The following is a 13,266-nucleotide window of genomic DNA, read 5'->3' on the forward strand; positions in this document are numbered from 1 at the left end:
AATTGGGTTTAAGTGAAAATAGTCAACATTTGTCTTTTGTTAGTCTACCAACCCGCCTTGTTGCAGTCATGTTGATAGGAGGATTCGAGAATGAATATCCATGAATATCAAGGAAAAGAAGTACTGAAACAGTATGGAGTTACCGTTCCAAACGGAAAGGTTGCTTATACAGTCGATGAAGCGGTTGCGGCCGCAGAGGCACTGGGCAGTCCGGTGACTGTTGTTAAAGCGCAAATTCACGCAGGTGGCCGGGGTAAAGCCGGCGGCGTAAAAGTGGCGAAGAGTACGGATGAAGTTCGTGCCTATGCTTCCGAAATTCTGGGCAAAGTATTGGTAACACACCAGACTGGACCAGAAGGCAAAGAAGTGAAACGTCTTCTGATTGAAGAAGGATGCGATATCCGCAAAGAGTATTATGTTGGTGTTGTTGTGGACCGTGCCACAGGCCGTGTAGTTATGATGGCTTCCGAAGAAGGCGGTACTGAGATTGAAGAAGTAGCTGAAGCTACACCTGAGAAAATTTTCAAAGAAATTATTGACCCTGCCATTGGATTGCAAGTGTTCCAGGCCCGTAAACTGGCTTACAGCATTAAGATTCCGAATGAACTGGTGAACAAAGCTGTTAAGTTCATGCTTGCGCTGTACACTGCATTTGTCGAAAAAGATTGCTCTATTGCCGAGATCAATCCTCTCGTTGTTACCGGAGATGGAAACGTTATCGCGCTAGATGCGAAATTGAACTTTGACTCCAACGCCTTGTTCCGTCACAAAGACATTTTGGAACTGCGTGACCTGGATGAAGAGGATGAAAAAGAAATCGAAGCTTCCAAATACGACCTCAGCTACATAGCACTTGATGGCAACATCGGCTGTATGGTCAATGGTGCGGGACTTGCGATGGCAACGATGGACATTATCAAATACTACGGTGGAGACCCGGCCAACTTCCTTGACGTTGGGGGCGGTGCAACAACGGAGAAGGTGACTGAAGCATTTAAGATCATCTTGTCCGATGCCAAAGTAGCTGGGATCTTTGTTAACATTTTCGGTGGCATCATGCGCTGTGATGTTATCGCCAATGGTGTTGTTGAAGCCGCGAAGCAGCTTGGCCTGACCAAACCGCTGGTTGTTCGTCTTGAAGGAACTAACGTGGAGCTTGGCAAACGTATTCTGGGTGAATCTGGCCTGAATATCGTTCCTGCTGATTCCATGGCCGATGGTGCACAGAAAATTGTTGCCCTCGTAAAATAAGTTCATTCCTTAGTACCGGAGCTGTCCGGGAATTGAAAAATAACCGTAAGGATGTGAAGCAACGTGAGTATTTTGATCGATAAAAATACAAAAGTCATTACGCAAGGCATTACGGGTTCAACGGGAATGTTCCACACGAAGGGCGCATTGGACTACGGAACCCAGATGGTAGGCGGAGTTACACCGGGTAAAGGCGGAACTAATGTGGATATCACGTTGGAAGATGGTACAGTAGCTAGTCTGCCGGTGTTCAACACTGTGCAGGAAGCGAAGGAAGCTACAGGCGCAACAGCGAGCGTCATTTACGTTCCTCCTGCATTTGCAGCAGATTCCATTATGGAAGCTGTTGATGCTGAGCTGGACCTCGTAATCTGTATTACAGAAGGTATTCCGGTTCTTGACATGATCAAGGTTGACCGCTTCATGGAAGGTAAAAATACCGTCCTGATCGGACCAAACTGTCCAGGTGTCATTACACCAGGCGAATGTAAAATCGGTATCATGCCTGGTTATATCCATATGGCAGGGCACGTAGGCGTTGTTTCCCGTAGTGGAACACTTACCTATGAAGCCGTTCATCAACTGACGACACGTGGCATTGGACAATCTTCTGCTGTAGGAATCGGGGGAGACCCTGTAAAAGGTTCCGAGTTCATTGATATCCTCAAACGGTTCAATGAAGATCCACAGACTCATGCGGTCATCATGATTGGTGAGATTGGTGGTACAGCTGAAGAGGATGCTGCAGATTGGGTACGTGAAAACATGACCAAACCGGTTGTTGGCTTTATCGGTGGCGTAACAGCGCCTCCAGGCAAACGGATGGGCCATGCTGGCGCTATTATCTCTGGCGGCAAAGGTACAGCCAAAGAGAAAATTGCGAAGCTGGAATCATGTGGAATCAAAGTAGCACCAACTCCTGCTGAGATGGGTTCGACTTTGGTGAGTGTACTTGAGGAACGCGGTATCTTGAATTTGTGCACGACACATTAATTCTTTTTCGTTATAATAGAAGAAACGGCTCGGAAATGATCTATTTCTGGTAGACCGACTATTATGGTTACGGAAAAGGTAAGCAACCTTTTGTCCTTGAACAGGGCGAAGGGTTGCTTTTTTTGCGTTTTTTTACGGGAAAAGGGTGAGGAATTGTCTCTCATCTGCGTAAACGCTTGCATTCCGTGGTCACTTAACACACAATATGAGGGAAGATACTCTTCCCGCTCTGGGAGGTTTATGGTATGGAAGAACGATGGATCTTGTTTGGGTTACATGAGATGGAGGGTATTGGTAAAAAAACAATCTCGAAACTGATTCTGGGACAACATGAATTACCCGATCTATTGAATTATGGGGAAAGCGACTGGGTCGCAGCAGGCTTGCGCAAAGATCAGGCTGCACGTTTGACTAGCCAATTTACTATCGACTGGATTGAGAGTAAAAGAGAACACGTTTACAATCAGGGGATAGAGGTTATTACTTATCTGGATCAGAATTATCCCATATTAATGAAGGAAACCGTTCAGCCTCCCTGGGTAATGTATGCTCGAGGGGATGTTAGTTTGCTACACAATTCGTCTATTGCCATGGTGGGAACTCGTATGCCAACCGTGTATGGGCGCAAAGTTGGAGAAAAGCTGGCAGAGCAATTATGCAATGCAGGACTGACGATTGTAAGCGGGCTTGCCCGCGGTATTGATAGCGTGTGTCATGAGGCAGTACTACGTGCTAAAGGAAAAACGATTGCAGTATTCGGAACAGGGATTGATAATATATACCCACCCGAAAATACAAGCCTCGCCGAGCGAATCGCGGAGACGGGTCTGCTTTTGTCGGAATATCCACCAGGTACGAGAGCGCGCCAGGGATTATTTCCGGAACGGAATCGAATCATTGCCGGTCTGACACTGGGAACTTTGGTTGTTGAGGCTGACATTCGCAGTGGTTCACTCATTACAGCAGATGCTGCGCTTGAAGCAGGCAGGGATGTATTTGCAGTCCCTGGACCTATTACATCGCCGAAAAGTCGGGGAGCACACAATCTTATCCGTCAAGGGGCCAAATTGGTCACTTGTGCAGCAGATGTATTGGAAGAGTATCGATTGGGCTTGCCAAATGCAGAACAACTTCCTTACAATAGAGGACGTTCGACCGAAACAACCGAGCCTTCCGGGCGTGGGATATTCGCTGAGGTTAAGCTCTCTCCAGATGAACAACGCGTGATTTATCTGTTGGAACAGGGAGAACAATCATTGGATCAACTGGTTGAGCTGCTTGGTTGGGATTTTGGACATTTGCATTCAGTTCTGTTATCTTTAATCATAAAAAAGCAGATTAGCCAATTACCAGGCACTAAATACGCGAGGGTATGACGAAGCTACAACCTACGTAGTGCGTGGAAATATATAATTAGCAGAAGTTATTAACTATGCATAAGCTTACAGAAACAGTTTCATGACAGTTTCATGACTGAGAGGAGGATGAACCTATGGCGGATGCACTCGTAATCGTGGAGTCGCCCTCAAAGGCGAAGACGATAGGCAAATATTTAGGCAGCAAGTTCATCGTAAAAGCTTCGATGGGGCATGTTCGCGATTTGCCAAAGAGTCAGATCGGCGTTGAGGTAGAGAATGATTTTAATCCGAAATATATTACGATCCGCGGCAAAGGTTCAATTTTGAAAGAACTGAAGGATGCACGGAAGAAAGTGAAAAAAGTGTATCTCGCAGCTGACCCGGATCGCGAAGGTGAAGCTATCGCATGGCATTTGGCCCATGCCCTTGAACTGGACGATACGGCAGATTGCCGGGTTGTATTTAATGAAATTACAAAACAGGCGGTTAAAGATGCGTTCAAAACGCCGCGGAAAATCAATATGGATTTGGTTAACGCGCAGCAGGCAAGACGTATTCTGGATCGGCTCGTTGGATATAAAATTAGTCCGTTATTATGGAAGAAAGTGAAAAAAGGTTTGTCTGCAGGCCGGGTTCAGTCCGTGGCTGTTAAAATCATTTTAGATCGTGAAAATGAAATTGATGATTTTGAGCCGGAAGAATACTGGAGCATTACCGCCAAACTGACAGCAGACGGCAATCCGTTTGAAGCCAAGTTTCATAAACTGAACGGGGCCAAAACAGAGCTGGGCAGTGAAGCGGAAGTGCAAGCGATCCTGAAACAGATCGAAGGTGCAGACTTTACGATCAAGGAAGTTAAAGAGAAAGAACGGAGCCGTAACCCTTCCGCCCCGTTTACGACGAGTTCTTTGCAACAGGAAGCGGCTCGTAAATTGAATTTCAGAGCTTCCAAGACGATGTCGGTCGCCCAACAACTATATGAAGGTGTAGACCTTGGAAAAGAAGGCACAGTAGGTCTCATCACGTATATGCGTACGGACTCCACACGAATTGCGGCATCTGCACAAGAAGAAGCCAAAGAATATATCGTTGGTAAGTATGGTGAGCCATTTGCACCTGAGACTCCACGAAACTATTCCAAAAAAGCAGCTAATGCTCAGGATGCGCATGAAGCGATTCGTCCAACTTCAATTCTGCGTGATCCTGACTCAATCAAGTCATTCATGAGTCGCGATCAGTTCCGGTTGTATAAACTGGTATGGGAACGTTTTGTAGCGAGCCAGATGTCTTCGGCTATCCTGGATACACTCTCTGTAGATATTGCTGCGGGGGACACCATTTTCCGTGCAGCAGGTTCGAAGGTACGGTTCCAAGGTTTCATGAAGGTATATGTTGAAGGAAACGACGATGGTACCACCGATGAAGATCGTCTGCTGCCTCCGCTGAAAAGTGGAGATGTGCTTGAGAAGCAGGAGATTGAGCCAAAACAGCATTTTACACAACCGCCACCACGATATACGGAGGCAAGGTTGGTTAAGACGCTTGAGGAATTGGGTATAGGGCGTCCGAGTACATATGCGCCAACACTGGAGACCATTCAGAAGCGCGGATATGTTGCAATTGAGGAAAAGAAATTCATGCCGACCGAGCTGGGTGAACTGGTCATCGAACAGATGGAAGAGTTTTTCCCGGAAATCCTGAATGTAGAGTTCACCGCAAACATGGAAGGTGATCTTGACCATGTGGAGGAAGGTTCCGAGGATTGGGTCAAAGTACTTGCAGAATTCTATGAATCTTTTGAGAAACGCCTTGAGTTTGCGGAAGAAGAAATGAAAGAAATCGAGATTGAAGACGAAGTATCGGATGAGATCTGTGAGAAGTGCGGCAAACCGCTGGTTTATAAACTCGGACGTTTTGGCAAGTTTCTTGCGTGCTCTGGCTTCCCTGATTGCCGGAATACCAAACCGATTATCAAGGATATCGGCGTGACTTGTCCGAAATGTAAGGAAGGTCATGTTGTTGAGCGTCGTAGCAAAAAGGGACGTATTTTCTACGGTTGTGACAAATATCCTGAATGTGATTTTGTCTCATGGGACAGACCTTCAGCCAAACCATGTCCAAGTTGCGGATCGCTAATGATTGAAAAGCGGAACAAAAAGGGAGCACGATTGCAGTGTACTTCATGTGATCATCAGGAGCCGGTGGATGAACCGGATGACGAATCAGCAGATTAGTATATATGTGAATCAATTCAATTATAGTGAAATATGAAATTGCTTTATGGGGGTAAATGATTTTGACAAATGAACAACAAGTAACCGTTATTGGTGCCGGGCTGGCAGGAACAGAAGCGGCCTGGCAGATTGCAAGTCGCGGCGTACGCGTAAAATTATACGAGATGAGACCTGTTGTGAAAACGCCAGCTCATCATACGGATAAATTTGCAGAGCTGGTATGTAGCAACTCGCTGCGTGCGAATGGATTGACCAATGCAGTGGGTGTGTTAAAAGAAGAAATGAGAATGCTCAATTCTCTTGTATTGTCAGCAGCAGACAAACATGCAGTTCCTGCAGGTGGGGCACTTGCTGTGGACCGGGATGGATTTTCAGGTGAGATTACATCCACGTTGCACCAGCATCCGCTCATCGAAGTGGTGAATGAGGAACTAACTTCTCTGCCGGAAGATGGCATCGTTGTTGTTGCAACGGGGCCGCTGACTTCACCTGCATTGTCTGAGCAAATCAAGGCACTAATGGGTGAAGAGTATTTCTACTTCTATGATGCAGCTGCACCGATCATCGAAAAAGATTCAATTGATATGAATAAAGTGTATCTGGCTTCCCGTTATGATAAGGGTGAAGCGGCATATCTGAACTGTCCGATGACAGAAGAAGAGTTTGATGTCTTCTATGAAGCTCTCATTACTGCTGAAGTCGCTCAATTAAAAGAGTTTGAGAAAGAAATCTACTTTGAAGGCTGTATGCCAATCGAAGTGATGATGAAACGCGGAAAACAGACGGCTCTGTTTGGTCCAATGAAACCGGTAGGTCTGGTTAACCCTCATACAGGAGAGTTGCCACATGCGGTTGTTCAGCTTAGACAGGACAATGCAGCTGGAACCCTGTATAACTTGGTGGGCTTCCAGACGCATCTGAAATGGGGAGAACAGAAACGTGTCTTTTCCCTTATTCCTGGACTTGAAAATGCTGAGTTCGTTCGTTATGGCGTAATGCACCGTAATACATTTATTAACTCTCCTAAATTGCTTCTTCCGACGTATCAGTTTAAAGAGCGTCCAAACCTGTTCTTTGCAGGTCAGATGACGGGTGTAGAAGGATATGTGGAATCTGCTGCATCAGGGCTTATTGCCGGCATGAACGCAGCCAAAGCAGCACTTGGGCAGGAACTGGTAGTATTGCCGGTAGAAACAACACTTGGCAGTATGGCTCAGTATATTACAACGGCTGACTTCAAGCACTTCCAACCAATGAACGCAAACTTTGGTTTGTTGCCGAAGCTTGAAACGAAGATTCGTAACAAAAAGGAAAAAAATGAAGCTCTTGCACAGCGTGCCCTGGATGGCATCACCAGTTTTGCTGCGGCAGAAGGTCTAACTGTTCCGGAACGCGTATAAATTATTCGTGGGAGGATGCTGATATCATGGATATGTCATTTCATGCTACAACGATCTGTGCTGTTCGTCATAATGGTAAGGCTGCAATCGCAGGAGATGGTCAGGTGACCATGGGCCAAAGTGTTGTGATGAAGAATACAGCCAAGAAGGTAAGACGTTTGTACCGCGGACAGGTTGTTGCTGGCTTTGCTGGTTCTGTGGCGGATGCGATCACCCTGTTTGAGAAATTCGAAGGTAAGCTGGAGGAACACCATGGTAACTTGCAGCGTGCTGCTGTAGAGCTTGCCAAGGATTGGCGTCAGGATCGGATCTTGCGTAAGCTTGAGGCACTGTTGATTGTGATGGACAAATCAGGTATGCTGCTCATTTCAGGCGGCGGGGAGATTATCGAACCGGATGATGACGTTATTGCTATCGGATCAGGTGGCAACTTTGCCTTATCTGCTGCGCGTGCGTTGAAACGTCATGCAGTAAACCTGGAAGCGAAAGATATTGCGCGTGAATCACTTCAGATTGCCTCGGAGTTATGTGTATATACCAATAGTAATATTATTGTAGAAGAGTTATAAGCCAAAGAAATCTCCCGTAGTGGAGCATGATTCTGTAATCTGCTCCAGGACGTCTAGGGGATTCTTTGTCCTTGTTAGGAAAAATAATTCAACATACTGGTAGGAGGGAAGCAATATGAATACTCAAGCGTTAACACCGAGACAGATTGTTGCAGAGCTTGACAAGTATATTGTAGGTCAAAAGAAAGCTAAAAAATCGGTAGCCGTAGCCCTTCGTAATCGTTATCGGCGTAGCCTTTTGCCTGAGCACACCCAGGACGACATTGTGCCTAAAAACATCTTGATGATTGGACCTACCGGTGTGGGTAAAACGGAAATCGCCCGTCGCCTTGCTAAACTGGTAGGTGCGCCATTTGTGAAAGTGGAAGCTACCAAATTCACCGAAGTAGGTTACGTTGGTCGTGACGTTGAATCGATGGTGCGTGATCTGATTGAGACATCACTGCGGATGGTGAAGCTGGAGCGGACTGAAAAAGTGAAAGACAAAGCTGAAGAAGCTGCCAACGAACGAATTGTACATATTCTGGCTCCTTCACAGTCTAAGTCCAAGAATCAGCGTAATCCCTTTGAGATGATCTTTGGTAATAATGGCAACAACGTTCAGGAACAGGATGAGCCAGAACCGGATACTGGGGTTGCCGAACGCCGCCGTAAGATCAAGTTTGATCTGTTGTCCGGCAAGTTGGAGGATGACATCATTGAGATTGATGTTGAAGACACTGCGCCTAACATGATGGACATGTTTGCTGGACAAGGTAATGATCAGATGGGCATGAACATGCAGGAGATGTTTGGCAGCCTCTTACCTCGTCGTACGAAAAAGCGCAAGCTCGCCATCAAAGAAGCGCGCAAAGTGTTGACCCAGGAAGAAGCAGGCAAATTGATCGATATGGATGATGTTACCCAAGAATCAATTCGCCGGGCGGAGCAGACAGGTATCATTTTCATAGATGAAATTGACAAGGTCGCCAGTCAAGGGCGCGGTAGTGGTCCTGATGTATCCCGTGAGGGTGTGCAACGTGACATACTGCCTATCGTAGAGGGCTCTACAGTAATGACGAAATATGGCCCTGTCAAAACGGATTATATTCTGTTTATGGCAGCTGGCGCATTCCATGTCGCCAAACCCTCTGATTTGATTCCTGAGCTTCAGGGACGCTTCCCAATTCGTGTGGAACTAAGCAGTCTAACACTGGAGGAGTTTGTATCCATTCTGACTGAACCCCAAAATGCACTGACCAAGCAGTATGTTGATCTATTGCGCACAGAGAATATTGAGATTGAGTTCTCGGATGAGGCCATTCGCGAGATTGCCAAATTGGCCGAATCCGTCAATCAAAATACAGAAAATATAGGTGCACGTCGACTGCATACGATTCTTGAGAAGCTTTTGGAGGATTTATCCTTTGAGGCACCTGAGCTTACACTGGAACGTATGGTGATCACTCCGGAGTATGTCCGGGAGAAATTAAATGATATTGCGCTTGATCGTGATTTGAGTCAGTATATCCTGTAACATGGAATTAGCAATGTAGTTGTTAAAATGATGCTATAAATGAACGGTATGCAAGAAAGTAGAGAACATTTGTGTGATCCACAAAGGGAAGCAATCCTTTAGCGATCCACAAAGGCCCTCTTACTTGACGCATATCGTTTATTTTTGTTTCTAGCTAAAGGATTTCGATGTTACAACCGATAAAAGATGTGGGGTTGTTATACGGATCGACAAAACCTAGGACTTGTGCCGCATGTATATGGATTTAAAACCTATCGGAGTGGTAGTTGTTCTTCGTTTCCATAACCAATGATTCCCATTAAAAGAATTTTTCTTATTCCAAGTCTGGTCATCGGTTTAGTCGATGGATTGGTAAATGTTGCGTAAATGCGCAAAATGATGAATTGTAGAAAAGTTTGAAGCCACTAATTGTTTTCTTAAAATTAAAATATATAGACTCCACTTAATTGTTAAGAAAGTGTTGTGTAGGAAGGTCGAGTTTTCTTCATCATTGAAAGATAACTTGTCAATTGATTAATATATAGCTTTGTATGTATACCTATCATATTGTCCTTAAACCCTTAGTACAACGGCAAAAAATTCTAACATTATCAATTATGAAATATTCGGAAATATACATAATTACGGGCGTTGTAAGCTCATGTTGAGGCTTGAAAGTTTTTTTTAATTTTAAGAATGTTTAAGAACAATAAGGGAGAGTATTAACATACTTTTGTTTTGGGCCCGAACATTTACGAAAAAATTCATAATTTGCAGAAAATACACAAAAAGCCCCGTCTTTCAGAAAAGATAGGGCTTTTTTCTTATTGTAATAAATCCCAAACTCGAAGAAACTTATGTTATACGACAACATCAGAGTTAATTCTACTTAAGTCCTAGAAAACCGTGTAAAGACGAATGTTTTTGTCGAAAAAAACATAAGAATTTTCGAGGGAAAAGATTCAATCTTTTTCCATTACTTCTAAAGAGAGGAGGGGGATTGTGAATCTTTTAAACGATATCAGCTTTAAAAGATTGCAAGGTGCACTCGATGCGTCCAATATCAGACAACGAACGATTGCTGACAACATCGCGAACGCCGATACCCCGTATTTCAAGCGCTCGGACGTTTCTTTTGAAGAAATGTTGCAAGGGCAAATGAATGGAGATATGCCTGTTCTTAAAGGTAAAGTAACTGATGCAAGGCATTTTGTCATAGGTCCTTCCTCTTCCGTACCAACGCCAGTAGTTAATATGGACCAGTCAACCTCCATGAATAACAACGAAAACAATGTCGATATCGACAGAGAAATGAGTCTTCTGGCGGAGAATCAGTTGCGTTATAACGCTTATATTCAGCAAGTGAACGAACAAATTAAAATTATGCGTGTTGGCGTGGAAGGGAGATAACCTAAATTGAACATTAGTAATAGTTTTAGCATCAGTAGCTCAGCTCTGACAGCCCAACGGTTGCGGATGGACGTTATATCTTCCAACATTGCCAACGCAGAGACGACGCGCGCGAGCGTATCCAATGGTGAAGCAGTTCCTTACAAACGTAAAATGGTTGTGCTTGAGCCGAATAAAACGTCATTTGGTACGATGCTGCAAAATCAGATGAGAGGTAGCGGTTCAGGAGATGGCGTGAGAGTAACGGAGATTCGCGAGGATCAGTCACCTTTGAAGCCTGTATATGACCCTTCTCATCCGGATGCCAATGCAGAAGGATATGTATTTATGCCTAATGTGGATATTGCGAAAGAAATGGTTGACATGATCTCTGCTTCGCGTTCCTATGAAGCAAACGTAACAGCACTGAATTCAACCAAAGCGATGATCTCCAAAGCTTTGGAGATTGGAAGATAATCTGCTTTGAAATGAAAATAAGAAAAATACAAACCAGGGATGAAGGGGAGGGACATTAATGATTCAGAACAACATGTTTAGCACACAGGGGATACAACCGCTACAGATGAAGAGTGCAACCGAAAGTAAGCCTTCTACACCAGCCGAAACCATTCAGAGCTTCGGTACATACTTACAGAATGCATTAGGGTCCGTCGCAGCACAGGAGACTCAATCGCATGAAATGTCGAATCAATTTTTGGTCGGCAAAGCGAATGTGGATCAGGTGATGATTGCTTCAGAACAGGCCTTGTTAAGCCTACAACTCACAACTCAAGTCCGAAACAAAGTGGTCGAAGCATACCAAGAAGTTATGCGAACGCAGTTATAAAATAACCTACTTGCGCTTCGATAATAGCGCTGATCATTACAACAAAGCAGCTGCGATGCTGCTCCTGATCGTCAACCTATGAAACGGCTAGGGTTGAGTAAGGACAGACTAAGCAAAGTTTCGGATGGGGTGACAGAGTGAATGAGAGAATCGCCCAGTACAGGGATAAGGCATCCCAGTATTGGAATAGTTTTAGCAAAAAGCAAAAAGTATTATTTATATCCACCTTCCTGTTCCTGATTTTGGCTGCTGTTGTACTCACGATGCAATTGTCCAAAACGGAATATGAAGTTGCTTTTACAGATTTGAATGCAAGTGATTCAGCGGGCGTTATCAGTTATCTTGATTCATCTAGCATTCCATACAAATTGAGTTCAGATGGCAAGACCATATCCGTACCGAGTACAAGTGTTGCAATTGCAAAGGTGAATGTTGGATCTCAAGGGATTATTCAGAATGGTTCATTAGGATATAAGTCATTCGAGGAGTCATCATCCCCGATCGGGATGACGGATAAAGAGTTTGATGTAAAGTACAACAACGCTATAAACGGAGAAGTTGAACAGTTACTTCAGCGGATGCAAGGGATACAGGATGCTAAAGTACTCGTTAATATGCCGAAAGATAACATCTTTGCTGGTTTAGAAGAACAAGACAAAGCATCAGCATCGGTAGCTCTCCAATTCAAACCGGGTTATCACCCCAATCAGGCAGCGGTAGATGGCTACTTTAACTTGGTTAAGACTGCAATTCCTAATCTGCCTGTTGAGAACATCACGATTACGAACACAGATGAAGCAGAATTGATTCCAACTGCCCGAGGTGGCAGCGGCGGGTTGTCTTCCGAAGTCCAAGAGAACATGGCATTACAGAAAAAGTTTGAAAACGATGTCCGTAATAACGTAAAGCAATTCCTTTCCCAGATTGTAGGCGAAGACAAAGTTAATGTTTTGGTAGCCTCCAAGCTTAATTTTGACAAAGAAACACGTAAGGAAAATCTGGTCACACCTGTTGATGTAGATAATATGAAAGGCATCGAGATCAGTGTGCAGGAGATTCAAAAGAGCTACACTGGCGCAAGCAACCCAACAGGTGGAGTTGCTGGCACAGGACAAGAAGAAGTTCCGGGTTATCCATCATCTGATGCAGCCGGTAACTCTACCTCCGAAGAATCATCAAGCACTATAAACTACGATGTTAATCGAATCGCCAAGGATATTATTTCCAGTCCATATACTGTAAAAGACTTAACCATTAACGTTGCAGTTGAACCACCGAATGGAGAAACAGAATTACAGGGACCGGTTCAGGACGCAATTGAGAACATTTTGGTTAACATTGTTCGTGCTTCACTGGCAGACTCAGGCACTGTAATAAGTGACGCCGATCTGACAAAGAAAGTTTCAGTCATGTCACAAGGATTCCAGACTGCCTCTGCAGACAATACAGGTTTCCAGCTTTCCTCAACGATGATGTGGGGTGGAGGCGCACTCATAGCGGCATTGATCGCAGCGGTAGTTATTTTGTTAGTACGCCGTCGCCGCAAACAAAACGAAGTCGAAGAAGAAGAGATTCCTCTTCCAATAGCAACAGAGTTCCCGTCCATTACGCTGGACAGTGTAACGAACGAAAGTCAGGTGCGCAAACAATTGGAGAGTTTGGCCAAGAAAAAGCCAGACGAATTCGTCAATCTGCTGCGTACATGGCTGGCTGACGAATAGAGGTGAACG

The 13,266-nt window shown here is 44.7% G+C and carries 11 protein-coding genes; all 11 read left to right on the forward strand.

All coding sequences use genetic code 11. The features are described 5' to 3' along the window. Positions 1–90: 90 nt before the first annotated feature. The 11 genes from sucC to fliF all read left to right on the forward strand — a co-directional run bounded on the left by sucC (position 91) and on the right by fliF (position 13,257). Positions 91–1,251, forward strand: a complete 1,161-nt coding sequence (gene sucC / locus V6669_RS11260; protein WP_036609384.1) for an ADP-forming succinate--CoA ligase subunit beta — start codon at positions 91–93, stop codon at positions 1,249–1,251. A 63-nt stretch (positions 1,252–1,314) separates the two neighbouring features. Continuing rightward, positions 1,315–2,244 (forward strand): succinate--CoA ligase subunit alpha, encoded by a 930-nt coding sequence (sucD, locus tag V6669_RS11265; protein ID WP_036609382.1) that lies wholly within the window; start codon positions 1,315–1,317, stop codon positions 2,242–2,244. Between the two features lie 245 nt (positions 2,245–2,489). After that, positions 2,490–3,620 (forward strand): DNA-processing protein DprA, encoded by a 1,131-nt coding sequence (gene dprA, locus V6669_RS11270; protein WP_338593801.1) that lies wholly within the window; start codon positions 2,490–2,492, stop codon positions 3,618–3,620. 116 nt (positions 3,621–3,736) lie between these two features. Beyond that, positions 3,737–5,836, forward strand: a complete 2,100-nt coding sequence (gene topA / locus V6669_RS11275) for a type I DNA topoisomerase (RefSeq protein ID WP_124114065.1) — start codon at positions 3,737–3,739, stop codon at positions 5,834–5,836. 62 nt (positions 5,837–5,898) lie between these two features. Beyond that, the gene (trmFO, locus tag V6669_RS11280) at positions 5,899–7,236 is read left to right on the forward strand and encodes an FADH(2)-oxidizing methylenetetrahydrofolate--tRNA-(uracil(54)-C(5))-methyltransferase TrmFO (protein ID WP_036609377.1); all 1,338 of its coding nucleotides are present in this window, start codon (positions 5,899–5,901) and stop codon (positions 7,234–7,236) included. Between the two features lie 26 nt (positions 7,237–7,262). Further along, on the forward strand, positions 7,263–7,805 hold the full coding sequence (gene hslV, locus V6669_RS11285) for an ATP-dependent protease subunit HslV (RefSeq protein ID WP_076208907.1): 543 nt from the start codon (positions 7,263–7,265) through the stop codon (positions 7,803–7,805). A gap of 115 nt (positions 7,806–7,920) precedes the next feature. Beyond that, positions 7,921–9,321, forward strand: coding sequence for an ATP-dependent protease ATPase subunit HslU (gene hslU / locus V6669_RS11290; protein WP_338593802.1), 1,401 nt, complete (start codon positions 7,921–7,923; stop codon positions 9,319–9,321). Between the two features lie 981 nt (positions 9,322–10,302). Further along, positions 10,303–10,710 (forward strand): flagellar basal body rod protein FlgB, encoded by a 408-nt coding sequence (gene flgB / locus V6669_RS11295; protein WP_036670359.1) that lies wholly within the window; start codon positions 10,303–10,305, stop codon positions 10,708–10,710. Positions 10,711–10,716: 6 nt separating this feature from the next. Further along, on the forward strand, positions 10,717–11,166 hold the full coding sequence (flgC, locus tag V6669_RS11300) for a flagellar basal body rod protein FlgC (RefSeq protein ID WP_017689191.1): 450 nt from the start codon (positions 10,717–10,719) through the stop codon (positions 11,164–11,166). Positions 11,167–11,224: 58 nt separating this feature from the next. Beyond that, positions 11,225–11,536 (forward strand): flagellar hook-basal body complex protein FliE, encoded by a 312-nt coding sequence (fliE, locus tag V6669_RS11305; RefSeq protein ID WP_338593804.1) that lies wholly within the window; start codon positions 11,225–11,227, stop codon positions 11,534–11,536. A 137-nt stretch (positions 11,537–11,673) separates the two neighbouring features. Then, positions 11,674–13,257: a flagellar basal-body MS-ring/collar protein FliF gene (fliF, locus tag V6669_RS11310; RefSeq protein ID WP_249911092.1), complete on the forward strand. Its 1,584-nt coding sequence runs from the start codon at positions 11,674–11,676 to the stop codon at positions 13,255–13,257. Positions 13,258–13,266 lie beyond the last annotated feature (9 nt).

The sequence above is a fragment of the Paenibacillus sp. Y5S-9 genome, from assembly GCF_036894235.1.
Classification (GTDB): domain Bacteria; phylum Bacillota; class Bacilli; order Paenibacillales; family Paenibacillaceae; genus Paenibacillus.